26 protein-coding genes and 1 pseudogene are annotated in these 26,232 nt (G+C 45.6%); 11 read left to right on the top strand and 16 right to left on the bottom strand.

Features of this window, described 5'->3' with window-relative positions:
- Positions 1–144 precede the first annotated feature (144 nt).
- Positions 145–1,726, top strand: a pseudogene (locus C400_RS0113965) (esterase/lipase family protein).
- Between the two features lie 122 nt (positions 1,727–1,848).
- On the opposite strand, the gene C400_RS0113960 reads toward C400_RS0113965, so the two are convergent.
- The 3 genes from C400_RS0113960 to C400_RS0113950 form a co-directional block, all read right to left on the bottom strand.
- Positions 1,849–2,514, bottom strand: coding sequence for a hypothetical protein (locus C400_RS0113960; protein ID WP_017427346.1), 666 nt, complete (start codon positions 2,512–2,514; stop codon positions 1,849–1,851).
- Between the two features lie 70 nt (positions 2,515–2,584).
- Positions 2,585–2,725 carry a hypothetical protein gene (locus C400_RS27860; RefSeq protein WP_016818488.1) on the bottom strand — a complete coding sequence of 47 codons (141 nt, stop codon included), beginning with the start codon at positions 2,723–2,725 and terminating at the stop codon, positions 2,585–2,587.
- Between the two features lie 23 nt (positions 2,726–2,748).
- Positions 2,749–3,111, bottom strand: a complete 363-nt coding sequence (locus C400_RS0113950) for a hypothetical protein (protein ID WP_016818487.1) — start codon at positions 3,109–3,111, stop codon at positions 2,749–2,751.
- Positions 3,112–3,298: 187 nt separating this feature from the next.
- Here C400_RS0113950 and C400_RS0113945 point away from each other — a divergent pair, with 187 nt between their 5' ends.
- On the top strand, positions 3,299–3,502 hold the full coding sequence (locus C400_RS0113945; RefSeq protein ID WP_016818486.1) for a hypothetical protein: 204 nt from the start codon (positions 3,299–3,301) through the stop codon (positions 3,500–3,502).
- 74 nt (positions 3,503–3,576) lie between these two features.
- On the opposite strand, the gene C400_RS0113940 is transcribed toward C400_RS0113945, so the two are convergent.
- Genes C400_RS0113940 through C400_RS0113925 form a run of 4 tightly spaced genes read right to left on the bottom strand, consistent with a single transcriptional unit; the run spans position 3,577 to position 7,740 of the window.
- Complete coding sequence (locus C400_RS0113940) at positions 3,577–4,515, bottom strand: DUF4340 domain-containing protein (protein WP_017427345.1); 939 nt, start codon at positions 4,513–4,515, stop codon at positions 3,577–3,579.
- A complete protein-coding gene (locus C400_RS0113935) occupies positions 4,512–5,903 on the bottom strand; it encodes a GldG family protein (protein ID WP_017427344.1) in 1,392 nt (463 codons plus the stop codon). The genes C400_RS0113940 and C400_RS0113935 overlap by 4 nt, the downstream gene beginning before the upstream one ends.
- Before the next feature lie 5 nt (positions 5,904–5,908).
- Positions 5,909–6,631, bottom strand: coding sequence for an ABC transporter permease (locus tag C400_RS0113930; RefSeq protein ID WP_017427343.1), 723 nt, complete (start codon positions 6,629–6,631; stop codon positions 5,909–5,911).
- Positions 6,628–7,740, bottom strand: a complete 1,113-nt coding sequence (locus C400_RS0113925) for an ABC transporter ATP-binding protein (protein WP_026065446.1) — start codon at positions 7,738–7,740, stop codon at positions 6,628–6,630. Before C400_RS0113925 ends, C400_RS0113930 begins: the two co-directional genes overlap by 4 nt.
- A gap of 356 nt (positions 7,741–8,096) precedes the next feature.
- On the opposite strand from C400_RS0113925, the gene C400_RS28720 reads away from it, so the two are divergent.
- The 4 genes from C400_RS28720 (at position 8,097) to C400_RS0113905 (ending at position 12,826) form a co-directional block, all read left to right on the top strand.
- Positions 8,097–9,365: an NTTRR-F1 domain gene (locus tag C400_RS28720; RefSeq protein ID WP_442952197.1), complete on the top strand. Its 1,269-nt coding sequence runs from the start codon at positions 8,097–8,099 to the stop codon at positions 9,363–9,365.
- Positions 9,366–9,436: 71 nt separating this feature from the next.
- Complete coding sequence (locus C400_RS0113915; RefSeq protein WP_017427341.1) at positions 9,437–10,528, top strand: glycosyltransferase family 2 protein; 1,092 nt, start codon at positions 9,437–9,439, stop codon at positions 10,526–10,528.
- Positions 10,529–10,585: 57 nt separating this feature from the next.
- The gene (locus C400_RS0113910; protein WP_017427340.1) at positions 10,586–11,680 is read left to right on the top strand and encodes a tetratricopeptide repeat-containing glycosyltransferase; all 1,095 of its coding nucleotides are present in this window, start codon (positions 10,586–10,588) and stop codon (positions 11,678–11,680) included.
- A gap of 51 nt (positions 11,681–11,731) precedes the next feature.
- Positions 11,732–12,826: a glycosyltransferase family 4 protein gene (locus tag C400_RS0113905; protein ID WP_016820099.1), complete on the top strand. Its 1,095-nt coding sequence runs from the start codon at positions 11,732–11,734 to the stop codon at positions 12,824–12,826.
- Between the two features lie 127 nt (positions 12,827–12,953).
- Here C400_RS0113905 and C400_RS0113900 read toward each other — a convergent pair whose 3' ends face one another.
- Together C400_RS0113900 and C400_RS0113895 are read right to left on the bottom strand one after the other, a co-directional pair.
- On the bottom strand, positions 12,954–14,807 hold the full coding sequence (locus C400_RS0113900) for a beta-glucoside-specific PTS transporter subunit IIABC (RefSeq protein WP_017427339.1): 1,854 nt from the start codon (positions 14,805–14,807) through the stop codon (positions 12,954–12,956).
- Positions 14,808–14,878: 71 nt separating this feature from the next.
- Positions 14,879–16,159 carry an apiosidase-like domain-containing protein gene (locus C400_RS0113895; protein ID WP_026065445.1) on the bottom strand — a complete coding sequence of 427 codons (1,281 nt, stop codon included), beginning with the start codon at positions 16,157–16,159 and terminating at the stop codon, positions 14,879–14,881.
- A gap of 216 nt (positions 16,160–16,375) precedes the next feature.
- Between C400_RS0113895 and C400_RS0113890 the strand changes: the two genes are divergently transcribed.
- Positions 16,376–17,407, top strand: coding sequence for a LacI family DNA-binding transcriptional regulator (locus C400_RS0113890; protein ID WP_017427337.1), 1,032 nt, complete (start codon positions 16,376–16,378; stop codon positions 17,405–17,407).
- A 156-nt stretch (positions 17,408–17,563) separates the two neighbouring features.
- On the opposite strand, the gene C400_RS0113885 is transcribed toward C400_RS0113890, so the two are convergent.
- Together C400_RS0113885 and C400_RS0113880 are read right to left on the bottom strand one after the other, a co-directional pair.
- Positions 17,564–18,469: an NAD(P)/FAD-dependent oxidoreductase gene (locus tag C400_RS0113885; protein WP_017427336.1), complete on the bottom strand. Its 906-nt coding sequence runs from the start codon at positions 18,467–18,469 to the stop codon at positions 17,564–17,566.
- Between the two features lie 116 nt (positions 18,470–18,585).
- Positions 18,586–18,984, bottom strand: coding sequence for an Rrf2 family transcriptional regulator (locus C400_RS0113880; RefSeq protein WP_016820094.1), 399 nt, complete (start codon positions 18,982–18,984; stop codon positions 18,586–18,588).
- Between the two features lie 339 nt (positions 18,985–19,323).
- Between C400_RS0113880 and C400_RS0113875 the strand changes: the two genes are divergently transcribed.
- Positions 19,324–20,154, top strand: a complete 831-nt coding sequence (locus C400_RS0113875; RefSeq protein ID WP_017427335.1) for a hypothetical protein — start codon at positions 19,324–19,326, stop codon at positions 20,152–20,154.
- A 44-nt stretch (positions 20,155–20,198) separates the two neighbouring features.
- Here the strand turns inward: C400_RS0113875 and C400_RS0113870 are convergent, their stop codons facing one another.
- Entirely contained in the window at positions 20,199–20,669 is a 471-nt protein-coding gene (locus C400_RS0113870) for a L,D-transpeptidase (protein ID WP_016820092.1), read from the bottom strand.
- 409 nt (positions 20,670–21,078) lie between these two features.
- Between C400_RS0113870 and C400_RS0113865 the strand changes: the two genes are divergently transcribed.
- Positions 21,079–22,515, top strand: coding sequence for a glycoside hydrolase family 1 protein (locus C400_RS0113865; RefSeq protein WP_017427334.1), 1,437 nt, complete (start codon positions 21,079–21,081; stop codon positions 22,513–22,515).
- Between the two features lie 103 nt (positions 22,516–22,618).
- Here C400_RS0113865 and C400_RS0113860 read toward each other — a convergent pair whose 3' ends face one another.
- From C400_RS0113860 to C400_RS0113850, 3 genes are all read right to left on the bottom strand, one after another.
- The gene (locus C400_RS0113860; protein ID WP_017427333.1) at positions 22,619–23,548 is read right to left on the bottom strand and encodes an NAD-dependent epimerase/dehydratase family protein; all 930 of its coding nucleotides are present in this window, start codon (positions 23,546–23,548) and stop codon (positions 22,619–22,621) included.
- Between the two features lie 130 nt (positions 23,549–23,678).
- Positions 23,679–24,305, bottom strand: a complete 627-nt coding sequence (locus C400_RS0113855) for a DUF1796 family putative cysteine peptidase (protein ID WP_017427332.1) — start codon at positions 24,303–24,305, stop codon at positions 23,679–23,681.
- Positions 24,298–24,942: a DUF1796 family putative cysteine peptidase gene (locus C400_RS0113850; protein WP_017427331.1), complete on the bottom strand. Its 645-nt coding sequence runs from the start codon at positions 24,940–24,942 to the stop codon at positions 24,298–24,300. Before C400_RS0113850 ends, C400_RS0113855 begins: the two co-directional genes overlap by 8 nt.
- 242 nt (positions 24,943–25,184) lie before the next feature.
- On the opposite strand from C400_RS0113850, the gene C400_RS0113845 reads away from it, so the two are divergent.
- Together C400_RS0113845 and C400_RS0113840 are read left to right on the top strand one after the other, a co-directional pair.
- Complete coding sequence (locus C400_RS0113845) at positions 25,185–25,532, top strand: hypothetical protein (RefSeq protein ID WP_017427330.1); 348 nt, start codon at positions 25,185–25,187, stop codon at positions 25,530–25,532.
- 25 nt (positions 25,533–25,557) lie between these two features.
- Positions 25,558–25,983 (top strand): hypothetical protein, encoded by a 426-nt coding sequence (locus tag C400_RS0113840; protein ID WP_017427329.1) that lies wholly within the window; start codon positions 25,558–25,560, stop codon positions 25,981–25,983.
- A gap of 65 nt (positions 25,984–26,048) precedes the next feature.
- Here C400_RS0113840 and C400_RS27850 read toward each other — a convergent pair whose 3' ends face one another.
- Positions 26,049–26,222 carry a hypothetical protein gene (locus C400_RS27850; RefSeq protein WP_016820085.1) on the bottom strand — a complete coding sequence of 58 codons (174 nt, stop codon included), beginning with the start codon at positions 26,220–26,222 and terminating at the stop codon, positions 26,049–26,051.
- Positions 26,223–26,232: the final 10 nt, after the last annotated feature.

Here is a 26,232-nt window from a genome sequence, read left to right as displayed (position 1 = left end):
TCAATCTTAGGGATATCCTGACTAAAAAATGACTAAAAAAATAAAATTTTAATGTAAATATGAAATACAATTGATGATTTACCACAAGATGGCATGTATAATAAGTTTGAAATACTTAATTTTACAAAAAGGAGGATTTACAGTTTGAAGAAGCTCACCGTTTTGATGCTCATTTTTTTGTTATCCGTCACTCTTATCCCCGCCGGTGCTTTTGCAGGCTCCACTACACCTGAAGCACCGAAAGCTCCCGCCGGAAGCTGGACAGAAGGCCCAGCACCTAATCGCGTTGATCCTGCCAAGCCTGCATTATTGTTTGTACATGGTTTGAACAGTAGCGCCGAAGTGTGGACCAAGAATAATAACGATATGCTTCAGAAAGCCCGTGACGCTGGATACCAGACGGCCAGCATTAATCTGTACGATGCGAATGGCACATCCCAGGATATGTGGGACAATGGCAAGCTTCTAGCCGACAAAATCAAAATCATTAGTAATCATTTTGGAAAAAAACTCATCATCATCGCCCACAGCAAAGGTGGAGTGGATACTCAAACCGCTCTCGTGTATAACGGAGCAGCTCCTTATGTACAACGTGTCATCACCCTCAGCAGTCCCCATCATGGCTCACAACTTGCAGATCTCGCCTACAGCAGCTGGGCCGGATGGCTGGCAGATATCGTCGGCTCACAAAATCCCGGCACCTCTACTTTACAAACATCTTATATGAAGTATTTCCGAACTAAAACCGATGCACTCAGCAACGCGACTACAATTCCGTTCTTCACGTTTGCTGGTGATAACTGGTCTGGTGGCACTGCTTCCTACATACTGGGTGGACTTTATCTCTCATCCTTCGGCAAAAATGATGGAGTGGTCACAGTCGACAATGCTAAACTTCCCGGCGGACGTGTAGTTAAAGTCGGTTCCTGGGATCATGCCAAGGTTCGTACCGGTTCTTACGTCTTCTCCCTGATCCTACCTTACCTCCAAGCGAACACTCCAGCATTGAATCAGGAAACTGAGGCATTTTCAGCAGCATCTTCCCTGACCGCTTCTGCTGTACAATCCACCTATAACGAGATCGATAATTCATATTTTATTCGAGGTGGCGATTATAATGGAAAAGCCTCCGAAACCCTTACTGTTGAAAATGGTGTCCAATCCATTGATCTGGACTGGATCAGTGATAAACGTGTAAGCCAGCTTGAGCTGACCAAACCTGACGGTACTAGCGAATTGCTTCAAGTGAAAGCAGGTCGTGATGAAGAAATCTTTGCTGGTGCCTGGCATCATAGTGCAGTAGTTACCAATCCCCAACCAGGCATCTATAAGTTGAATGCCGTTATTCCTGATCATGGTGCGTATCTCCTGATTGCACGCTATCATGCCGTTCAAGTCCCTGAGCTTAAATACAATCTAAATGCAGTGGGTCCAAGGCTAAACCTGAAGTCCCAGGATTCCCCGGCCAGCGTCACACAAGTCACTTACCAAGTTCAATACTATGGTGATCCGCAACAAGGAATCACTACAGCGTCCAAAGGTCTGACGTTGCAGCAAAAAAAACGTTAACCCTACTGGGCAAATTGAGCTTTCTAAAGCGGACAAGCCGGGCATCTATTCCGTAACGTATGAAATTAACGGTACCACAGCAGCAGGATATCCTTACCGCCGCACAGCAGTTCAATCCATCTATATTGATGCTGACGGTAACAAGTATGTTGACTAAATAAAACTACAATTTAATAAGCCTGCAAACACCTATTATAGTATGGGCGTTCGCAGGCTTATTTATCATTCCAAACATCTTTAATAGAGATAATACGATGTAATCTATGCATTGTGTTCTGTTCAATCCGTTGTCTGATTCTTCAGTTTATTCAGCCAATAGTAGCGATGTAGCTCCATAATAAAATGAAAAAGAACAAATGCAAGCATGGAATAAACACACATCAATACTGTAGCAACGAATTGTTGTGTAGCAAAACCAAGGGAAAGATTGGCTATCAAATAACCAGCCCCGGTAAATGTGGTCATTGTTACTACAGCTTCTCGCTTGTGTTTTTTCTTCACTTTTGGTTCTTTCTTATAAGTTGAAGGATCTTTGAATTTCGTCAGATGATATTTTATATAGCAGTATAAAGCGATTCCATAAGCGGCAAAAGAACTTATAAAATACCATGGAGTATCCAGACCCAACATACCATAAGCAAACTTTTGTGTCATGATCATGAAGCCAATAGAGCATACCAAACCAAATACACCACGGAATAAAACATAATTCAATTGCAATTTGCGTGGCATGATGACCAGTACAAGAGCCCAAATATTAATCACAACAATCAGTGGCATCAGCACATAAACATAAACTGCAATGTAGGGGTCTCCCATTAAGGGAATAGTTAAAAACAGATCTAACAGCAATAAAACAAGAATGATAACATTGGAACGAATACGGTTAACTGGATACAACTTCATATTTTTTTCAAATAAAGCCCTGCTATCACTCATAAACATACAAGCCCTCCGTCACATAAGTTAAACCTACCGATAAGGATAGACAAGACTATATCCAATGTCCACTTTTCTAAATCTCTGTCTTCAGCTCTTGCCGCAATTCTTCAATAAAATCAACCATGATACTTTGAACAGCATCTTCACGGGACATACGTATATACCGACTCGTCCTCTGAATGTCTTCCTCGAACAAATAAAGTATCCTGCTCATGGCCTCCTGATCCCCACGTTGTGCTAATTTGAGCCATTGGACGAACTCAGCATCCGAAATAACTCTTTGAGCATTTTCTTTTTCCATTTATTCACCGCCTGTTGGGATAGCTTTAACTCTTTTGCAATCTGTGCTTCGGTTTTATCTAGTATGTAAAGGTCAAAGATGATCATTTTTCCGATCTCAGAAGATAGAGAGTTGATAAGCTGTAGTGTGTACATATTAGAGTTTACAGATTCTGCAAAAGATGGGGCGCTGACAGTTTCGTTCTTTTCCATTACAAATTCATGATTGGTTTGTACCCGAGCACGATACTGGATTCTCCAAGCAATGCGGTACAACTTCTTTCGGTATTGTTCGACCAATGTTAGCTGAGATTTCTCCAATATAAATCACCCTTTCTCTTTGGATTTGACTTTTTCTAAATCCTCATATTATAGGGTAATTTGCAATCCTGTTTTACAACCAAAACAGAACGTTTGTTCTTATTTATTATACTATTTTTACAATCAGTTGTATATGGTTCTTTTAATTTACCTTCCTTTATATATGGCTAAAAAGGAGGGAAATACATTGCAGATGGATGATGCTCTTTCTCTGGTTACCAACGTAGGCTTTCCGGCTGGACTTTGTTTTATTTTATTGCGGCACATCCTGCACACGATGGAAGAAAAGTTGGATAAGCTGGATCTCTCACTTCATGAGCTGATTCAGGTCATCCAAGATTTAAACGTCAATAACAGCCCTTCTTCCAAAAGCAGCAAGCCTGATGAATAACGCACACAAAAAAGCTCCACGCGGCGATTATTCGCCGTTGGAGCCTCTTTGTTCAGCTATTATAAATGTAATGATTATTGGCTAGCCTTAGCCTGGTCATGACCATTCTGTTCAGCATGGTTCACGTCAGATGCTGACAGGCCATAAGCCCAGTTGCTTTGTGGCGGTACAACCCACACGGTATCTGGATCATCTTTAAGTGTCCAGCCCTGATAAACCAGCTCGGGATCATCCTTTCCCAACGATATGCTCAGCGTAAAGCGGTGAACAGGCTTGTTCAGCTCGGAGGCTTTGCGCAAAGCCTGATTGCTGGCCAGGTTTTTGATTTGCTGTGAGAGAGAAGTCGCCGTGTCACCCGCTACCGACTTTCCGTTTAGCGTCCAAGATGCGGAAGCACTGTCTCCAGTTCCACTGTTACCGGAGGATCGGAGCATCCATGAGGCATTCTGGCCTTCCCACTCTATCCCGCTCAGCTTGGTATCATCCCAATCAAACGGCGTTGTGTCTGTAAAATCATCAGCATCCAGCAGCAAACCCGAAAGTGTATCTATAGGTACGGAAGCTATCTCTTTTTGGTCTGATAGTACATAAACAGCGTCTCCAGAAGGCAGCGTATCACCGAAGGCAAAGGTGCGAACGTCACCATTCTTGGTCTTAATCTCAATCTGGTCATGGGTAGCGCTGATTCCATATTTGGCTACGTCTTTGGGAGATGATTCCACGACATCACCCAACTTTACATTTTGAATCGCGGCTAGCCAATTGTCTAATGTATATTGATTTAACGGGTAAGATCGCGGCTTACTCATGCTCCATTTGCCATCATGTTGATCAAGTTCCACCGACTTGCCGTCCTTTCCAGTGATCGCAAAAGACGCAATATCTCCTTGCGTAAGCTGAACGAGCTGGCGAGCGGCCGGAGCTTGTTCACGAAAAAAGTTTTGGCTCTTGGCATAGATTATACCCGCTCCCAATACGACTAACAGCAGCACTGTGGGTATCCATTTTCTCATGCACTTCTTCGCCTCCACCATAATAAGATTCCGACAACCGCAAACAGCAGCGGCAATCCGACGACAGATATGGCTAATACCGTTTTCGCTTGTGCAGCAGTCAAATAAGCTACCTTAAAATCCTGCTCCTGACGAGGACGAATAGTAAGTCCATCAGAGTGTTCCTGTACATAATTCAGACTATTCAGCACAAAGTCTCGATTCCCTCCTGTGCTAATCTCCGTGTCGCTTAGGAGGGCTGACGTTCCGAGAATAACCGCTTTGGGCTTGCCGTCTTTTCCTTCTACCGCGTAACCGAGATCAAGCGGCCCCTGTGGGTCCTTGTCATCCTTCTGCGTTTCGTTGTTCAGCAGTCCCTGAATATTCGTTTCACCATAGCTAGCTGCAGAAGATTTTAGCAATAGCGTCGTCTTCCAATCCTTCTGTTCTCCTGCCTGCAAAGCAATAGATAGCGAAAGAACAGGATACAGATTAGAGGCCGCCAATTTATCGGTGATCGCATGACTGCCAAAGGTGGGAACCGTCCACAGAGGACCAAGCGTATTCGTCTGTTCCTGATCCACCACGATAGCATGAGTATCTTTCACACCATAATCAGCCGCTAATGCGTCAAGGTTTTTCCAGCTAGACCCCATGTTCGGGTGAAATCCTAACGCCATAAAAAGCTTTCCACCGTCATTCAGATACGTACGAATACTCTTCAGTTCCGTCACGCTAATATCCCGTTCGGGTCCGACAATAGCCAATACAGACGCATCTTTGGGCACACTACCCGCTTGATTGAGCTGAACTTCCTCTGCTTTCACATTATCTTGCGCCAGCGAGCTGCTTAATTCGGTCATTTGGGACAAAGGAATTTCCTCATGCCCTGTCAAAAAAACCACTTTCCCTTGGCGGGTAGACGATAATGCCAGCAGTCCACTGGTCAGCTTTTCCTCCCCGGTAAATTGGTATGCTCCTTCACTACTCCCCTGGGCCTGCGTAAATAGACTCCCAATATCTATAACCCGCTTCTTCTCTCCTTGCACCAACACGATGGATGCTGCTGTAATCCCATATTGCTTGGCCAGTATCGGTTCCTGATTCAAATCATATTGCTCGACCTTGAGCTTGTTGTTACGCTTGGCATACTCATTCAGCATATCCGTAACATCCCGGTTCAGCTTCTGATTCTGCGAAGTGGAGACAGTAAAGGCAATCAATCGTACGTTTTCCTTCACACCCTGAATGGTCGTTAACGTCTGATCAGACAGCGTATACTGCTTGCCTGCCGTCAGATCCAGTTGAAAGCCTCCCAGCGAACGCAGAAATAACGTCAATAAAATAAAAATCCCTACAGCAGCAATCGATAGTACCATACTATTGGTATGACCCAGCCATTTTTTCATATTCATTACCTCCACCGTTTCCGTTCAACCACTTGGATACTAAATAGCAAAAAGAGCGCCACCACCGTCACGTAGTACATCACATCGGCTCCATTCAGCAATCCTTTGGTGAAACTGTCAAACCGTGCGGTTAGTGAAAAAGGTTCCAGCCACTGCTGCAGCGCCGCAGATGCGCCCGTTTGTCCACCAAACGAATCCAGCATCCAGAACACGAGCAAGAGAATAAAACTGACGACCGCGGACATCATCTGATGCTGTGAAAGCGTCGATGCGAATAAGCCGATCGCCATCATGGCTGCGCCAAGCATAAACAGGCCGATCACGGATGTAAATACGAGCGTCCAATCCAGCGACCCATAAAAGGACATCACGACCGGATACGCCAGACTGCACAGCACCAGTATGAGCAACATGCCTAGCGCTGCCAAAAATTTACCTATCATGATTTCCGTTACACTCACAGGTGAGGTAAGCAGGAGCTCATCTGTACCCTGCCTGAATTCCTCTGCAACCAGCCGCATCGTGAGTAGTGGCACAACAAACACCAGCATGGACAATGTGTCACCGAGTACCAGCCGATAGTCCAAAATACTAGGCTGATACATCACAAAGTTCGTGTAAAATAGTAACCCCGTCAGCAACATGTACACCGCAAGCGCAAAATACGTCGTTGGGGTCCATAGATAGGCTTGCAGCTCCTTTTGACAAACTGCGAACAAACGCCTCATGACTGTTTACCTCCTGTATCCTTGTCTTCATCGACCTTGTTATCGCTGGCCAAGGCTTCTCCATGATCCACCGTGTTGACCGTTGCTTCATTCTTAGAGGTATGTAGAACATGAACCGCTGGATCGCTGCCCCCACCTTCTTCCGTCTCGCGGGTCGTTAACTGCTGGAAGATGTTTTCCAAGCTTATGTTTTCTTTTTTCATTTCCATAATCGGAAGCTTCGCATCCGACAGCACAAAAAACAGTTCTTCGCGAAAATCCTCATCAGAAGCTCCTGTAAGCAACAATCCAGTCAAATCCTGCTCTGTGACAGTCAGCTTCGTATTCGCTGAAGGCAGAGTAGGCGCCAAAGATTCAACTTGTACTTTTCCCCAAGCTCGTAGGACATCCATTACCTGCTCACGCTTGCCTTTGACCTCCACCTTCACCTTGAATCCGTCTTCCATCGAACCACCGAGCGCGTCAGGACGCCCGTCCATAACCAGTTTCCCTTCGTGGATGATCAGAACCCGATTGCACAAAGCATCCACCTCAGGCAAAATATGCGTGCTGAGCAATACCGTATGATTTTCACCAATCTCCTGAATGAGCTGACGAATCTCCAAAATCTGATTGGGGTCCAAACCCGAAGTCGGTTCATCCAGCACTAGTAAGTCCGGGTTGTGAATAATCGCACCTGCCAATCCCAGACGCTGTTTATACCCTTTGGACAAGCTGCGGACCAATTGTTTTTCACGTCCATTCAGTCCCAGTCGGGAAATCATCTCCGAAATACGCAGCTTCTGCTCTCTCGCAGGCACGTCCCGAATACTAGCTACAAACTTTAAGTAGGAACTTACAGACATATCCCCATACAAAGGAGGCGTCTCCGGCAGATAACCAATTTTGGAACGAGCCTGTCTGCCTTTATCCTGAATCGGGATACCGTCGATCGTAATTACACCCTCGTTTGGCTGAAGATACCCTGTAATCATACGCATTGTCGTTGTTTTACCCGCACCATTTGGCCCCAGGAAACCAACAATTTCACCGCGCTGCATTTCAAAATCCAATTTATGTACGCCCCGGTTGCCCTCATACCACTTGCTCACCTGCTGTACTTTGAGCACATGTTTCACCCTTTCTTTGTTCGTGATCTTCTCCCTGCTACTCCCCTACCCCAAAATGTTGCATGAGTAGCAGGTAGCAGCGAGCGGAGAATTTGGAGCCGGAAAAGCGCCAGCGCTCGGAAGCTCAAAGCCTTCGCGAAGCGGTCTCCTCGCACTTCATGCTACACTTTTAAATTCTAATGATAATCCCCCACATATAGCTTCAGCTTAACGTCACTTAAATAGAAGCTTAAAATAATGTGTCTAAAATGTGAACATGGAAATACACACCTGCCCTCGTCAACTTGTACGGTTCGCCACGGCGTGGATTCGCATCTACTATCATTACAACGTGTGAAGGGAGTGTATAAAAAGCGATGACCGTATTATTTACCAATCTAGTTTCTAACGGCGACTTCGAGACCGGATCAACCCTTTTTTGGAACGCTGTCAATGTCACCGTCACTAACTTATCCGTAAAAAAGACAAACTTTTATAGTGCGATTATGGCAGGAGGCGCGGCAGATGCATCTCTTTCCCAGGTCGTTTTTGCCACACCAGGCGAAAGCTATACGTTAAGCCTTTCAGCTGCGAAAATAGGAAACTTGGTCAATCCTCAAATCAACATTTTTCTGTACTACTATGACACAAACTTTAACTATCTGGGCACGGGGCTGACTACCTATTTGAGCGCAGGCACATTACCGGATGCTGTGAATGGAACATGGCAAAGCCTGTATGAAGTAACAGCTCCTGTTCCAGCGAATGCTACCTATGCATTTTTGGTTATTACCAAAAATGCCACAGCTAACACTGCTGATATAGCCATTGATTCCGTTGCCCTTGTTAAAGCAAGTGCAGCTGGAGCTGTGGGACCAACCGGACCTGCTGGGCCAACTGGTGCTACAGGCGCTAGCGGCGATGCAGGTGCTACGGGGCCTGCGGGTGCTACAGGCGCTACTGGACCTGCCGGACCTACAGGTGCTACGGGCGACGTTGGCGCTACCGGGCCTGCCGGACCTACAGGTGCCACAGGCGACACAGGCGCTACGGGGCCTGCCGGACCTACAGGTGCTACGGGCGACATTGGCGCTACCGGACCTACGGGTGCCACGGGCGACACGGGCGCTACGGGCGCCTGCCGGACCTACGGGTGCCACAGGCGACGTTGGCGCTACTGGACCTACGGGTGCCACGGGCGACGTTGGCGCTACGGGGCCTGCTGGACCTACGGGTGCCACAGGCGACGTTGGCGCTACGGGGCCTGCCGGACCTACGGGTGCCACGGGCGACGTTGGCGCTACGGGACCTGCTGGACCTATCGGACCTATCGGGCCTATTGGCGACACTGGACCTGTCGGACCTACGGGCGACACGGGACCGATTGGACCAACTGGACCGACCGGGCCATTTGGTCTTGGCTTTACCGGTCCAATTGGACCGACTGGACCTACAGGACCTATCGGACCTACGGGGCCAACTGGTCCTACTGGTCCTACTGGACCCACTGGGCCGACCGGACTCTAATCTTCTATTATTACCACATCATAGACTTAAACGATGTTTCATACCCTATCAACAAAGCCACCCAGCAAGTATGGCTTTGCCATCCTTGCCCTGCCGCAGTTGCGGCAGGGCTTCTATAATCAGACCACTTTTAAATTCAACTTCACAATGGCCTGAATCCTTAAATGGTTCCCAAAGGAGTGATACTCAATTGATCAGTATCAGCCTGTGCATGATCGTCAAAAATGACCAACATACCATTGGTCCTTGCCTTGAATCGGTCCATCATATTGTAGATGAAATCAACATCGTGGACACAGGTTCACAGGATCGGACCATTGACATATGTCGCAGCTTTACAGATCGGATTTTTCCGTTTGAATGGGTAGATCATTTTGCCCTTGCACGTAACTATTCATTTGAGCAAGCTACGCAGGAGTACATTCTCTGGCTGGATGCCGATGACATTTTGAAGGAGCAGGATGCTATCAAGCTGCTTGAGCTAAAGCATACTCTTGATTCCTCAGCTATATCAACCGTGGATGCAGTGTCCATGAAGTATCATTATGCCTTCGATGATCATGGCAATGTCACCCTGCATTTTCGTCGGAATCGCTTGGTCAGGCGGTCGGCCGGATTCCGTTGGCATGGAGCCGTGCATGAGTATCTCGCCGTAGACGGAAATATTCTACATGCGGATATTGCCATAACTCACACCAGAACACATACCCATACCCCGGGCCGAAATCTGCGAATTTATGAGAAGCAGCTCGCCCAAGGCCATGACTTCTCTCCCCGCGACCGCTACTATTACGCTAACGAGCTTAGAGACAATGGAAGATATGAGCAGGCCGTGCAGGCTTACCGAGACTTTCTAAACACCGAACAAGGCTGGGTAGAGGACGCAATTAGTACATGTGGCAAAATGGCTGACTGTCTGCAACAACTCGGCAAGCTGGAGGAAAGTATTACCGCGGCTCTCCGTAGCCTGACCTTCGATACGCCTAGAGCGGAGCTTTGTTGTCGGATGGGTCATTATTTTTTGCATAAAAATGAGATTCCCAAAGCCGTTTACTGGTACGACATGGCTACCACTCTGAATCCTCCTAACACGCTAGGCCCGGTACAAGACGCATACCAAACATGGTTTCCTCATATCCAGCTATGCATTTGCCATTTTCGGCTAAAAGACTATACACGTGCGAACTGGCACAATGAGCAAGCAGCCACGTACGTTCCCAATGACCCGCATGTCCAGCATAATCGACAATATTTCAGCTCAATCCTGAACCCTTCCCAATAGAGATGCCTCCCATAGCCAGCCATCATTCTTTAAGTCAATCAAAGGAGGAGCAAACCAATGCAACCACAGAAACGGTACAAGATAGCGGTCTATGCCATCAGCAAAAATGAAGCCCGATTCGCCAAGCGCTGGATGAACTCCATGCGGGAAGCTGATGTTGTCATTGTAGCCGACACCGGTTCTACAGACGACACCGTTGCTCTACTGCGCGAGGCGGGTGCAGAGGTACATCCTATTCAGGTAGTCCCTTGGCGTTTTGACAAGGCTCGCAATGAGTCCCTGCGGCTGGTCCCTGATGATGTAGATATTTGTGTCTGTACAGATCTGGATGAAGTCTGGGAGGAGGGATGGCGGTCGCGCCTGGAAGGCAACTGGAAGGATGGAACGACTCGAATGCTGTATGCCTTTACACATGGACAGCCTGGAAGGAATACCGCTTATACATGGTTCTGGAAAGAAAAAATACACACTCGTCATGGCTACCACTGGGTACGCCCGGTTCATGAAGTGCTTGAATATATCGGGGAAGGCGAAGAACACAGCATCCGATCGTGCCAGCTCCGCTTGTATCATGATCCCGATCCGCACAAGTCACGCAGCCAATACCTTCCACTGCTAGAGCAGTCTGTACGTGAATTTCCCGAAGATGATCGCAATATGCATTACTTGGGGCGAGAATATATGTATCATGCCCGTTGGGACGAATGCATCACTACGCTACAACAACATCTTGCCATGCCACAGGCGCGCTGGGGTGATGAACGCAGCGCTTCGATGCGTTTTATCGCTAGAGCATATAAGGCAACTGAACAATGGCATGAGGCTGCACGTTGGTTATACCGTGCTATTGCGGAAGCGCCCTATTTACGTGAACCTTACACGGAAATGGCTCAGCTTGCCTATCATACACGGAACTGGCCCGCCGTCTATCATATGGTCGAAGAAGCGCTGCGCATTTCGACACGACCAGATACGTATATGCAAGAGGATTTTTGCTGGGATGCTACTTTGTATGATCTTGGAGCCCTCGCTTGCTATGAGTTGGGCCTAATACACAAAGCCTGTGAATTTGCGAAAGAAGCAACAGAACGCTCTCCGGAAGATTCTCGCCTTCGCCATAATTATGCGCTAATTCAATCCAGGCTTCCATAGAAACCCACACCCCGTCCTGTAGGTTGAATAACTTGGTATAAGAACTTGTGGTTGGCAAAGGAGGTTATTGAGATCAAAGTTCTATTTACTTTTTATATACCCAGCGGTGGCGTGGAAACCTTGAACCGCCAACGCTGTAAAGCGCTCATTCAGGACGGGATTGAATGTCATCTTCTCTATTATCAGCAGGGTACAGGGATGCAAAACCTGCAAGGCGATATTCCGGTGTTCATGACTTCCTCTGAAGAAGAAATTCGAAAACTGGTGGAGACTCATCGCTACGATGCAATTATCGTCTCTTCGGACTATCCTATGCTCCCTAGACTGCGAATGTTGGGCTATCAAGGGATATTAATCTATGAATCACAAGGCTTTGGCACTCACGAAGAAGCTGCTTGGGTTGTTGCAGATGCATCTCCGTATCTTCAAAATTATGCTGACGCGGTGCTCCTCCCCGATACAACTCACCTCGTGCAGCTATTTTCCAGCATGTGTCCATGGCTTGATCGTTATGTATTCCCAAACGTATTGGATACTAGCGTATTTAATTATGTACCTAACACTCCCCCGGTTAATCCGGTCATTGCATGGGTTGGGCGGCTTGAGCCCAATAAGAATTGGCGGCATTTTATAGACATATCTTACTGGATGCTGCAAAATCGTGCCGATCTTCGGATTTGGATGTTCTATGATGACACCTTGTCGCAGACGGAGGATAAAATACAATTCGAGAACATGCTTGCTCAGCTTGGCATGTCCACGATCATTGAGCGTTTTAAAAGCGTGCCTCATGCGAAAATGCCTTTGTATTATTCCATGATTGGCGACTCGGGTGGGTATCTGCTCTCGACTTCACTGGTGGAGGGATTCGGCTACGCGGTAGCTGAGGCCATGGCCTGTCGTTGCCCGGTCTTAAGCTCTGATTCAGACGGAGTACGAGCATTCATTGACCATAACGAAACCGGCAAGTTTTATCAGCAGGGAGACATTTTACAGGCGGTACTGCAAGGACTAGACCTCATGAACAACGTCCCTCATCGCGAATCTATCCGCCAGAAGGGGCGGACACGGATCGTTAACCTGTTGGCGCCAGATAAATATGTGCGCTCCTTCCGGCAGATGATGAGCTCGTTGGGTGTACGTTAACCTGCTATTGTAGTACATGCCGCAAAAGTCTGTTTCATGATCCAAAAAAGCTGACGACAACCCTATTTTTACACACGGGCCATCGTCAGCTTGATGCGTTTGCTGTGCATTACTGAATATTAGGGAACTATCTGATCTTCAATAAACGTTCTCCTGCATGAATATCCTTCGAGTTTTCAGCTAAGATATCTGTGTACACCGCAGTATTGGTTACTATAACAGAGGTGGTGAGATCATATCCTTCATCCACTATAGCTTTTGGATCAAATTCAACCAGCTTGTCCCCTTTTTGAATCGTATCTCCTTCAGACACAAAAGAAGTGAAATGTTTCCCTTTTAAGCTAACCGTATTAATTCCAATGTGAATGAGCAGTTCAACTCCATCCTCAGAGATCAGTCCAATCGCATGTTTTGTTTTGAAAACGGTAACAACAGTTCCGTTAAACGGTGCGTAAGCTACCCCTTCTTGGGGGATAATCGCGGCTCCCTGACCCATCGCACCACTGGAGAAAGCCTCATCTTTCACTGCGGTCAAACGAATCAATTCACCGTTTAAAGGACTAAATACCGTTTTTTCTTCCGCTTTGTTTTCAACTGCAACCTTAATTTCAGGCGCGGGTTTTGCATTCTTATAGCCGAAAAGATAGGTCAGAATAAATCCGACTACAAAAGCGACAACCAAAGAGATAATAAAGCCAATAAAGCCTGCATCTATCCCCTTTGGATTAATGAATAAAGGGATACCAAAAATCCCGCCTGAGGCAAATCCATATGCTGTTGAGCCGAGTAAGCCCGCTGCAGCTCCTCCTACACCCCCAGCGATCGAGGCTAAAATAAACGGTTTTTTGGTGGGTAGCGTAACCCCGTAAATAGCTGGTTCAGTAACCCCCATCAAACCCGCGATGGTAGCAGAAGTCGCAATAGGTTTTAATTTAGGGTCGCGTGATTTCAAAGCAATGGCAAAAGCCGCACCTGTTTGCGCAAACGTAGTACAGAACAGCATACCGTTAATCGGATCAAACCCGTTCGTAACTACATTATTCAGGAGAATCGGAATGAACGCCCAGTGCAAGCCAAAGATAATAATCCCTTGCCAGAACCCAGCCAGAACGAGACCAGCTATAGCCGGACTTAACTGGTAAATCCACATGGAGCCTTTGGCTAATCCATCACTGATTATAGTTGCTATCGGCCCGACAACCAGAAAAACAATCGGTGATATAATGACCAAGGTCAGAAAAGGCACAATGAACATTTTAATGGATGCAGGTGCATACTTACTAATAAATTTTTCAACCTTAGCTGCCAAGAACGCCCCAATAATGATAGGTATAACAGAAGAAGTATAATTAATCAGAACGACAGGTATGGTCAAAAAGGACAGCGCCGTTTTATCCGTAAAAGCCGAAGTAATGGTCGGATACACCAAGGCGGCCCCCAAAACAGCAGATAGATACGGGTTTCCTCCGAATTTTTTACCTGCTGAAAACCCTAGAATAACTGGAAAGAAATAAAACATAGCGTCTGCTGTTGCATATAAAATTTTGTATGTGCCCATCTGATCAGTCATCCAGCCCAGAGATGTGCATAAAGCCAGCAATCCTTTTAGAATCCCCACAGCAGCGAGCACACCCACAACGGGCATGAACACGCCTGAGATCACATCGACAAATCGGCTGAACAGGCTCGCTTTTTCATTCTTTTGATCGTCTTCAACTGTCTGGTCTCCGTGCTTTACTCCCATCGTATCCAAAAGAGCCTCGTATACTTTGGGAACCTCATTCCCGATGACCACCTGGAATTGGCCGCCACTTTCCACGACGGTAATGACACCGTCAATCTGTTTAATTTTTTCTTTATCTGGCAATTGGTTATCCTTTAATTTGAATCTCAAACGAGTGACACAGTGAATGACACTATACACATTTTCGTTTCCCCCCACCGATCTAAGCACTTCTCTAGCTGTCTTTTGGTAATCCATCATGATCACTCCTGGATGCGTTTTCTATTTCTCCACTCCACCTGTTAGCTTACTCCTGTTCTTCTCTGGTTTTATTTCGTTCCGATGATCACAACATCGCTTTCAAAACCATGCATATCAATGACGGATTGATCAGCCTGGACATCCACCTCCGTTTGGGCAAATCGTCTCTCCGCTAAATCAATGGTTGTAAACTTGTAGTCCTGCACGTTGATATTTAGCCGCACCTTCGTGTTAACCGGGATATACAAGACGAGGGTATTCTCGTTCCCCGCAGCTCTGATCTCCTCTGTCTTGTTTAAAACAATATCCAACGGCTTTATGCCAATCAGGTTGTACATTTCAAACAAATATTTGATAAAGGAATAATCCCATGCGCCCTCAAAACGCAGTGCTGTTCTCCAATCATAGGGACTATCAAAGCCCTCTCCTTCTACAATTCCGAACTTCTTGCCTTTTTTATGCCAACTCCAAATGCCATGCGCTCCATAGGTAATCCCCGCTCCCCCGCCTGCCAGAAGACTGTGCCATGCTGCTTTTCTGGCATCTAGTGCAGTGTATCTTCCATACACATTGCGGCTGTAACTGATCTGTTCATAGCAAGGTTCTCCATTGATGACGGGACGTATCTCCGACTTGTGATAAAAATGCTGAGCAATCTCATGGGCGACATGCTGAAACTCCGAATTATGTCCTGATTGATACATATAAAATCCAAGATCCTTGTGTTGCTCAAAAGCTTCAGGAATTTCCCTCAATCTCCCTTGGATATGCAGCGTAGTCAAGCTTGTCGGGCTTAATTGTTGTACCGTTTCCAGCGCCTTCAAATAGTACGCATTAGCACGTTCTGTAGGAAAATCAGTGTCCCCGCTGATCAAATAAACAGGCTCGAATCGGGAATAGCGGTTTACAACATAAGTTACATAGCTTTCAACGCAATCCAGCGGCATTTTATTGCCCTTCTGAAACATTTCAGCCCATGTATCCGGTACATAGTTACACCACAACAGAACCAGTGCTGGAATAAAGCCGCGCTCGACAGCCATCTGGATCATGACTTCCGCCCGCTCAAAATAAGCTTCGTTTAAGGTATGGTAGTCAAAATCTCCATTTTCCAGTATTGCAAACGGCTGTAGATTCAGGTCTGATTCGCTGGCATCCCATTGTCGGAGCATATTGATCTGTAAAACGTTGAAACCCTGCATTTTTCGATAGTCCAGGTAATCGCTCCACTCTTCAATAGTGGCGTTGGTAAATACGCTCCAGACGGTATCTGCCAAGTAAAAGAAAGGCTTGCCCTTTTTCACAAAACTTCTTTGATTTTCAGCCATGCTTAAGCTCAAACAAATCACCCTTTCACTCATAAACTAAACTAAACTAATGTATAATTTTATACGATATCGAATAAAATAAACTAAATAAAGCGTTCACAATTGAATATTAACACTATGTATCCGAAAAGGTCAACTCATTTTATCTGTTGTTTGTTTAGTTTAATTTATAAACTAAACTTTATTATATAATCATGATATAATTTATATAGTTTAGTCCAAATGGGAGGTTCCACGTTGAAAATAGATGATATTGCGAAGCTTGCCGGTGTTTCAAAATCAGCCGTCTCTTTAGCATTTAATAACAAACCCGGTGTTAGCGAAGAAACCAAAGAACATATATTAAGAATTGCCCACGAGCATGGATATAGACCACGTACCATGAAGTCAAATAAGGAATTTACGAAGAATCACCATGTCATTCGTTTTGTTGCATGCAAAAATACAGGCATCGTGACCGAGCAATATGAATCACTTCCATTTTTCAATGAATTGATCCATCATATTACCCATCAGGTGAGAGAACATGGTAATACTTTGATTTTCTCGTCATTTGATAGCCATAGCCTTGAAGAAGAATTGTCTGCTCTGGAGAAGGACCAGCCTTCTTCAGGTATACTTCTGCTGGGCACCAATTTAACATCCGAGACTATTCATTCCTTACAATCCATTCATTCCAATATCGTTATTTTGGATACCTGCTTTGAACACGTTGATGCCAGTTTTGTATCGATTAATAACTATCTTGGGGGGTACCAGGCAGGCCAATATTTAATCCAGTCCGGACACAGAAATATAGGATACGTACAATCCAGTACCAGAATTCTTAACTTTACAAAACGAAAAGAGGGGTTCATGGCTGCTTTAGAGGAGCACAATCTTGCCATAGGTCATGGGCTTACATTTGATATGCACCCGATGCTTGTCATGTCACAGGACGCATTTAAAACAGCTATTCATAAACTGAATGAGCTGCCTTCGGCCCTATTTTGTGAGAATGATTATATGGCGATCAGTGCTATTAAAACGTTTCAGGAAATGAACATTCGAGTGCCTGAACAAATTTCCGTCATGGGGTTTGATAATATTCATGAAGCTAAGGTCATTAGCCCGGAACTCACAACCATTCATGTGAAAAAGGATATTTTGGCCCGAACGGCTGTAAACTTGCTGATGGAAAGGCTTAATCACAATCAGGAGCACCATACTCAGGTTCTTGTAAATACAGAGGTTATTGAAAGAAGGTCTTGTATAGACGCAGAATTATAATCAAGTGAATAGAAAAAGGCCGCCATATAGGCGGCCTTTCAGCTTTTATACTTCTGAATTGTGATTTTATAGCGAATGGATCTAAGCGTTACCGGAAACGATAAATTCTCACTTCTCCTCATTATCTTTAACTATCATGAGAGCTTCAATTTCTCGTCATTCGTTAAAGTCTTCCTCTGTCAAATCCAGGTTTACACTCGCAGCGGTTCGGCTACCGTCGGCCGCAGCAAAAATCAACTGAGAAGGCATGAAGTATGAAGAATCACCCGCAGCATATACACCAGGAATGGAGGTTCTCCCCGCTCCATCCGTTTGAATCCCGCCCGACTCGGTCCTTTCACAGCCCAAACGTTCTCCAAACGGTGCACTTTGCACAAATTGGGGGGTCACAAAGCCGCCGGCCCTTGGGACTTGAGTACCGTCCGTAAAGGACACATACTCCAGCTGTCCATGGTGACCGATGAACGCTGCAACAGGCTGCTCCATTACCGCGACTCCTTTAGATTGAAGTCGTTCTTTTTGCTCGTCCGACAAGAATGCCTGACCGTTCGTGCAGACAAGCAAATCCTTACTCCAGTTCAGGAGCAGTTTGGCTGTGTGATATATAGCTGGCGACTCAGAGACGAGGACAAGCGGTTGATCCCGTAACTCCCAGCCATCGCAATAAGGGCAATTAAACAAACTTCTTCCGTAGAACGTGTAAAAACCTTCGATCTCAGGGAATATCTCCTTTACACCCATCGCCAGTATCAATTTTCGCGCTTGAACACGAAGGCCTGAAGAATCAAATACCTCGAATCCGGATTCATTTTTCGTAACTGAAATAACCTCGGTTTGCAGATGATGCACAGACGGATACCGCAGTGCTTCCTCATAAGCTACGCGGCGGAACTCGGCTGGCGTTACGCCATCTCTCGTAATGAAACCGTGTGACGCATGCGTAACCGCATTTCTGGGCCGGTTATTATCGATCAAAGCCACACTTCTTCTTGCCCTGCCCAGTACAAGGGCTGCATTCAATCCAGCGGGTCCTCCCCCAATAATAGCGCAATCGTACAGCATAACATCCAGCTCCTTTTTTCAAAGATATTAAAGACTATTTATATCTATAATTAAAACAAAAAAAAACACTTCACATAACTGGCGATCACCTTCTCTCTATTTATAGCCGCTCCCCTTTATACTTGCGCTTGCTTTTGGGCTAAATCGACCAATTTCGTATTTTTAAGATGGCCCTCCATTTTTTCCTCCGCTTCCCTCATTACAGCTTGAATCAGACATTCTGATCCATGGACAAAATCACATTCAAACAAAGAATTCGTCCCTTCAATCGCATGGATAATATCCAAAAAGGTAATATCGTCTTTATTGCGGGATAAGCGATAGCCCCCATTGGCTCCAGAGACCGATTCGATCATCCCCGCCTTCACAAGCCTCGTCAAAATTTTTGAAAGATACGTGGGTGAGACATTTTGGGATTCGGCCAATTGCTGGACACCTACGGGCTTCACCGACGAATCCTCAACGAGCATGAGCATGGTGTGCAGTGCATAATTGGTTGCTTTGGTAAATTTCATAACTACACCTCATTCACAGACTTATTGTATCTATAATATCTCTGAATCTGCAGGAATGTCAAGATTATAGGTTAAGTATAGAAAATTGAAGGGACAAATTGCATTTTGCCTTCACCTCAATAACATCCAACCTTATAACAGAATGTTTGACTTGGGCTGGCCTGCTAGAGCGGGCGAAAGTATCACTCGCTCCTTCATGTTTTCCAATTGTTATGTAATTTTTTTCAATAAACAAGAAACAAATTCACGATTTCCACGTCTATGTATATAGATTTAATTTTAGGAAAACCTTGGATCAAGTCTTGAAGACCAATATTTTTTTACAAAGGAGCAATTAAAATGAAAAATCCAAGACTAAAATACGCTACTGCTTTCCTGTCTAGTATAGTGCTTGTGGGAAGTGTAAGTGGCTTTTCTATTGCCAATGCTAATAGCACTTTACGCCCTAATACGCATGTTCAAAGTTCAGTTAATACTATAAATCCATCTGTTTACCAGTCTGTAACCAAATTTAAAAAGAGCGAGACCCCAAATCAGGTGATTTGGAAGGAGAAAAACGTTTCGTTAGTGGCCAAAAAAATGGAGCTAGAAAATGCACCAAGCTCTGAGAAGAGTGTTATTACATCTATAACGATCAAAACAGGAGAACAGAATTACACCATTAAAACAGATGGATATAATGATAAACTGCGTAATATATCGAGCGCAGTATTATCTCCTTCTAATACATGGTTGGCTATTCAGGCACGGCGCAGTGCAGGAGATACGTTATTACTGATCAATCTTAAAACCGGAAAATCTACCATTGTAAATGATCTTTTAAAAGCTAAAGGCAAAAAAAATGTAGAATCCATTGCTGCTTATAACTGGTCACCTAAAGAAGATCAAATTGCCTTTTCGTACGGTGATACATCAAGCAGCTCCATAGCCATTTATAACACCAAGAAGGATGCCTTTATATATCTTCCTAGGGAAACGGATTACATTAGCACAAGTCTGATTTTATGGCATAAAAATGGAAAAAGTTTAGACTATATAAGTGAGTATCCATCTGACCAAAAGAAGTTGTACAGATACTCAATGGACAGCAAAAAGGTGAAACCTGTTAAAAAAATTAGCCAGAACGAATTTCAAAAATGGTTCAAACTTGATAAATACATTACAAATTAATACCAAATAGGGCGGAGTAAATCCCGCCCTTTGAATTTTTTGTTCTAGTTTATTGTGATTTTGCCGGAACTTCCGTTTTGCTCAAGCACTTGAATTAGTGCTCTTTGGTCACTGTTAGAAAGTCGGATGCAACCGTATGTTGGACGCAGAGGATACCAAGTCAGAGATGTGCTTGTAGCAGGGTCTCCGCCATGAATCATAATTTCGTCGCGGCCATTATTTGTAGCAGTCAGGAAGTTCCCACTTACTGCTTGATTCAGCCACACACGCTTATAAGGACCATAAGAATAGTCGGAGTCACCTTTCGCATAAACAATTGTTTTCGCAACCCCCGTAGGAATGTCTGCATATTTAAGTCTCCAGTTCGTATGGTCGTTACCATTCTTCGGATCATTTGATCCACGGCCTAAAGCTTCTACAGGTCCAAATACCAAACTACCACTATCGTTATAAACTTTCAGTGTTCCTTTGTAATCTCGATTAGATGGAAAATTAGCAATAATGTGATAACCCATTGTTAAACGCCTCCATTTAGTTTAGTTGAGAGTAGATTTGATAGAGTCGCTAACATCTAAATGGCTCCACATTCTTTAATGTTAGTCTTCAATTCCCTCTCACTTATGTAGGTGATTTAAGGCTGCGAATTACAACCAAATCGTGGCGTCACCAGAAGCAGCTTATCGCCAAGGGCTCTTTATTTTTTGTATGATGAACTCTGGATCGAAATATTGAAAAATTGCGTTCATAGCCTCTACGTTGGATTTGTTTGAGCAAGCTCTACTAATTTCATAAACTCATCATCTCATCTATTTTTCGTTCCTCGAAATTGCCAACAAGCGAACGACTGAATAATGCGCTAATGTAGAGATACACCCGCAGAGGATCGCTATGGGAAATCTATAGAATGAAAAGGAGAAACATATCATGGCTAAACACACAATACAAATTCCACCGAATTTTATTATGGGGGCAGCGGCTTCCGCCTGGCAGACAGAGGGCTGGAGCGGTAAACAGGAAGGTCAGGACTCGTATCTGGACGTATGGTACAAAAATGACCGCTATGTCTGGCACAATGGATATGGACCCGCGGGTGCAACCGATTTTTATAATCGTTACGCCGAGGATATTGCGCTGATGAAGCAGATTGGACTGACTCATTATCGCACCTCTATTAATTGGTCCCGCTTCTTAACGGATTATGAGCATGTGGTGGTGGATGAAACCTATGCGGATTATATGGGCAAAGTCATTGACGAATTAATTGCAAGCGGAGTCGAGCCGATGATTTGTCTGGAACACTATGAATTACCTGCTTATTTGCTCGACAAATATGAAGGCTGGTCTTCCAAGCATTTGGTAGAGCTGTTTGTGAAATATGCTGAAAAGGTGTTCGAACGGTACGGAGATCGGGTCAAGCACTGGTTTACGTTTAATGAGCCCATTGTTGTACAGACTCGTGTCTATCTGGATGCCCTTCGCTATCCTTATGAACAAAATACGCGGAAGTGGATGCAATGGAACTATAATAAAACGCTGGCTACCGCGAAATGTGTACGGCTTTTCAAAGCCAAAAATTATAGTCAGAACGGGGCTAAAATAGGTGCTATTTTGAATCCCGAAGTGACTTATGCCCGATCCAGCGCCCCTCATGACCAGTACGCAGCACATGTGTATGATTTATTTTACAATCGGATATTTCTGGACCCGCTTATAAAAGGCGAATACCCGCAAGAATTGTTCGAGCTTATGAGCAAGCATGATATTGCATTTGAGGCTACAACGGAAGAGCTGGCCTTGATTAAGGAAAATACCGTGGACTACGTTGGGATCAATCTCTATTATCCCCACCGGGTCAAAGCGCAGAGTAAAGCATGGAACGAAAACATTCCTTTTCACCCCTCATACTACTATGAGCATTTCGAACTTCCAGGTAAAAGAATGAACAAGTCACGGGGCTGGGAAATTTATCCCAAGATCATTTACGATATGGGCATGCGTATCAAGAACGAATATAACAATATCGAGTGGTTTGTCGCGGAAAATGGCATGGGCATTGAGAATGAAGCTGCTTTCAAAAATGAGGAACACATCATTCAGGACGACTATCGGATTGACTTTATAAGTGAGCATTTATACTACACGTTACAAGCTGTAGACGCAGGCTCCAACTGTACAGGTTATATGCTGTGGGCCTTCACAGACAACGTTTCTCCTATGAATGCTTTTAAAAATCGTTATGGACTGGTGGAAATTAATCTGGAAAATGATCGAAGTCGGCATTTGAAGAAATCGGGCTACTGGTATCAAGCTGTTATCAAGGAGCGCTCATTTGTTGCTGATCTGGATGAAGAGTATAAGTAGTTAAATGGACAAGCTGGCTGGCGAAAACATATAAATTCGTCCAAACCAAAAAGAGGCTGAGAGGTTTTCTCAGTCTCTTGGTTGATTCGCGCGCTCGTTAGCCCTATACGCCTTCTTTGCCTGTGCCCATACTGCTCACGTACGTTTCCTTTAGACCGGCAGAGATACCGTATAGCGGTTCCCAACGAAGCCAATGTCTGGCGACTGCGTTGCTCAGACAGCTGTGGTGAATATCTCCCGCCCGCGCCGGTGAATACACAGGGCGCACAGACGAACCGTGCAGCTTTAGTAAATCATAGGCCAGCCGATTGATGGACGTCGTTCGTCCCGTACTTACATGCACCGTGCGTTGGTCCGCTGCATGCATAGCCGCCATATTGGCTCGAACTATATCCTTGACGTACACAAAGTCACGGGTTTGCGTTCCGTCGCCGTGAATGAGCAAGGGGCTTCCTTTTTTCAGCCGCTCTATAAAAATAGCGACGACACCGCCCTCTCCCTTCGCTGCCTGACCGGGACCATACACATTTCCGTAACGCAAAATCGTGTAGTTCAAACCGTACAACCGATAAAAAAGCCGAATATACGATTCTGCGGTCAGCTTGGACAGTCCGTAGCCTGAAATAGGCTCCACGGGATCGTCTTCCTGAATACATTGCTTTTGCAGCTCTCCATATACGCCGGATGTGGAGGCAAATATGATTTTCGACACACCCGCATCACGACAGGCCTGCAACAAATGAATCGTCCCCAGCACATTCACATCCGCATCCTCATCGGGGTGATGGATGGATTGCTGCACATCAGCCTGTGCAGCCAAGTGAAACACAATATCCGGGCTTTCCCGAATCAGCAGCGTCCTGGCTTCAGGGCTGCGAATATCTGCAATATGCATGACCGCGCGCGGGTCTACATTTGCAGCATTCCCGGTCGTCAGATTATCCAACACAAGCACTCTGACGCCCGAGTCAGCAAGCGCACGTACCAGCTGGGAACCAATAAATCCGGCTCCTCCGGTGACCAAAGCCTTCACTAGCGCACCCTCCTTTTAAACCGAAGCATGTATCTTCCCTTCGCATCATGTTATGCGATGCTCTACAGCTTGGCGCAGGCGCAAGCACAGGTGGAAGACAATCTATACGTGTTCCTATAGTCTCCGCACCTCAGACATGAAGTCTGACGTGGTCCAGCATATAACGCCACATTTCATCCTGACCGTTCCATATATCCTCGGGTGGCAGGGCTACTGAAACCAATCGCTCCAGTCCCCAATTCAGCTCCGTCACACCTTCAGTCCCTGTATAATCCACGTATAACAAGCGAAAATCATAGGTAACCCTCTGTGACAACACATCATGCAGTTCTACCGCCTGCTCCCGGCTGCCACCGACACGAACCAGCAGCAGACGGGAAGCCAATGCGAATTTCTCCAGTAAACGTGCGATGCGGCGATCAAGTGTCGTTTTGAATGTAGGATAAGACGCCAGCTGCTCTGATGTATTCTGGCTAACCGGAAAATGGTGTGCTGCTGTAACCTCATAGGACGCATCCTCAACCAGGAAGTTATGACCTCCGTAATCATGCCCTGTGACACGCAGACTTTCAACATCCATAAAACGGGCAAATCGCTCATTCAGTAAACGACTGATCTGTGACAAATTGCCAGAAATCATCCAATCCAGCGGACCTGCATACGGACGCAGTCCGTTTTTATCCAGCTGAATCGATGGTAAGCAATGCCCTCCCAGGCTAAACACTGCGTCATATTCCCCTTGCAACCGTTCAAGCACGACGACCTCCCCTTTTCGACAAGGACATTCCCTCAAAAAGGGTGCGCCAGTGTGGATCACTCTTGTAATTCCATACATCGGCAAAAGGCATTTCCACTGCGCATACATGAGGAAGCTGCCAATCCACCTCCGTCAACTCCGTTACACCGGAACAATTCACCACTAACAACCGAAATTCATTCGCTACGATCCCCGACAAGATCCGCTCCAGTTCCTCTACTTCTTCATAGGTGCCCAGCATACGGACGAACAAGCTGCGCTTGGCCATCTGTGTTTTTGCAAAAAAACGTTCGATACGACGGTCTATCTTTTCCCTGAACTCGGGATAGGTCACCAGATCTGCGGACGTGTTGCGTTCCTGCGGAAAATCGTGTACCGAGATCACATTATAAGCAATATCTCTGACCATATAATTCAGTTGGCTCGTACCAACGACACTTAAATTAGGCAAATCCATAAAACCTGCAAACCGATTCTCAAGCAAGCGGTTCACATCAGAGAGCGTGTCAGACATCATCCAGTCCAGCACCCCGGCAAACGGCCGCAAACGGTTCTTTTCCAATTGAATGGCAGGTGTACAGTTTTGCCCTAGACTGAAGACCGCGTCATATTCCCCTGCCAGCTGTGCGAGTCTCATAGCCGTGCCTCCTTTGTTAAAGCGACCCTTCCCCCCGATCTACTCTTTGCTTTTTCTGTAGTCGAAAAGGGGCTTCAGGCCGCAGATTGTTCCACTCTACATTACATGCACAGCATGGCAAAAAGGGTTGGACACTGGCGCGCTTTTTGTCAAAGAGGCGTACAACTATCCAGTCCACTCGCGGTCATTTTTCATATCATATAAGGCTGGTAACCTAACGGAATTCAAGGAGGCATCATGATATGTCTGTGTTTCTTTTAACTGTCGATCATCATCTCGCTTACCACAGCGCCCATATACAAAGCTGCCATGTAACCTTTTTCAATCGTGAAAAGAGATCCGTCGATGTACTGCTGGAAATGGGGAATGACAGTGGTGTTTTTAGGCGGCAACTTCTTCGGCTGAGCCCTTCTCCCGAAGCTGGCTCTGTACTGGAAATCAAAGATATGGAGGCAGCCCAAAATCCATTTTATCTGCGAGTGGTCACAAATATTTACAATCCAGAAACGCTGTTTATCTTGGCGGAATTTGTGGAGAACGGGAACGTAGTCGCTAAGCGGACAGCCAGTCATTTTACCGTGACACCTTAATGAACAGGCAGAGGAGGAAAATTGTATGTTGTTGAAATATACAGTTCAAAACAAAGCTGAAGCAGGCACATATGCACTGCCTTTTCAGGTTACCGAACAGGAGATCGTGCTCTCTACATTGATCATTCCTGCAGGTGAAGCTGAGGGCCACATTCTCATCGAAGTCTCTTTGGCATGGGAGAATCCGCTGCTCAACTGGGATATTGGGGAGCTGGATATTCGATTGCGCCGCAACGATGAGCAGGGACCCGTGCTGGATTGGCTGCAGGACTCCTGTTATCAGGAGGGATTTGCCGAGTTAAGCTATGAGGAAACAGCACAACAGGCAGAGACTCATGTATACTGCTTGACTGTACAATCAGCTGACCACCGTGCTGTTGTTACGGGACCACTTATGATGCGAGGCTCGGTTTATGTAGACCAAATGGATGACAACCCGGATGAACAATGAGCTGAAATAAACTAAAGGCAGGTGGGAATGTAAGCCCGACCTGCCTTTTTATATGGTCTGTATGCTCATGGCGCGGATTGTTTCAGCCGTTCCAAAATGTCAGCGTCCGGCAGCTTATAATCCTCTGGCAACGAGGTATTAATTCGGTTCCAGATTGCGTAATCGACCATCTGATCTGGGTGTGACTGCTGGATTTCAAAAATACGGTTGTACAAGTCTCCAACGATAGGAAAAGTCATGCTCTCCCTC

The sequence above is a fragment of the Paenibacillus sp. ICGEB2008 genome, from assembly GCF_000307675.1.
In the GTDB taxonomy this organism is placed as follows: domain Bacteria; phylum Bacillota; class Bacilli; order Paenibacillales; family Paenibacillaceae; genus Paenibacillus; species Paenibacillus polymyxa.
The sequence above is the reverse complement of the archived record's forward strand: the minus strand, read 5'-3'. Positions and strand labels throughout refer to the sequence as shown.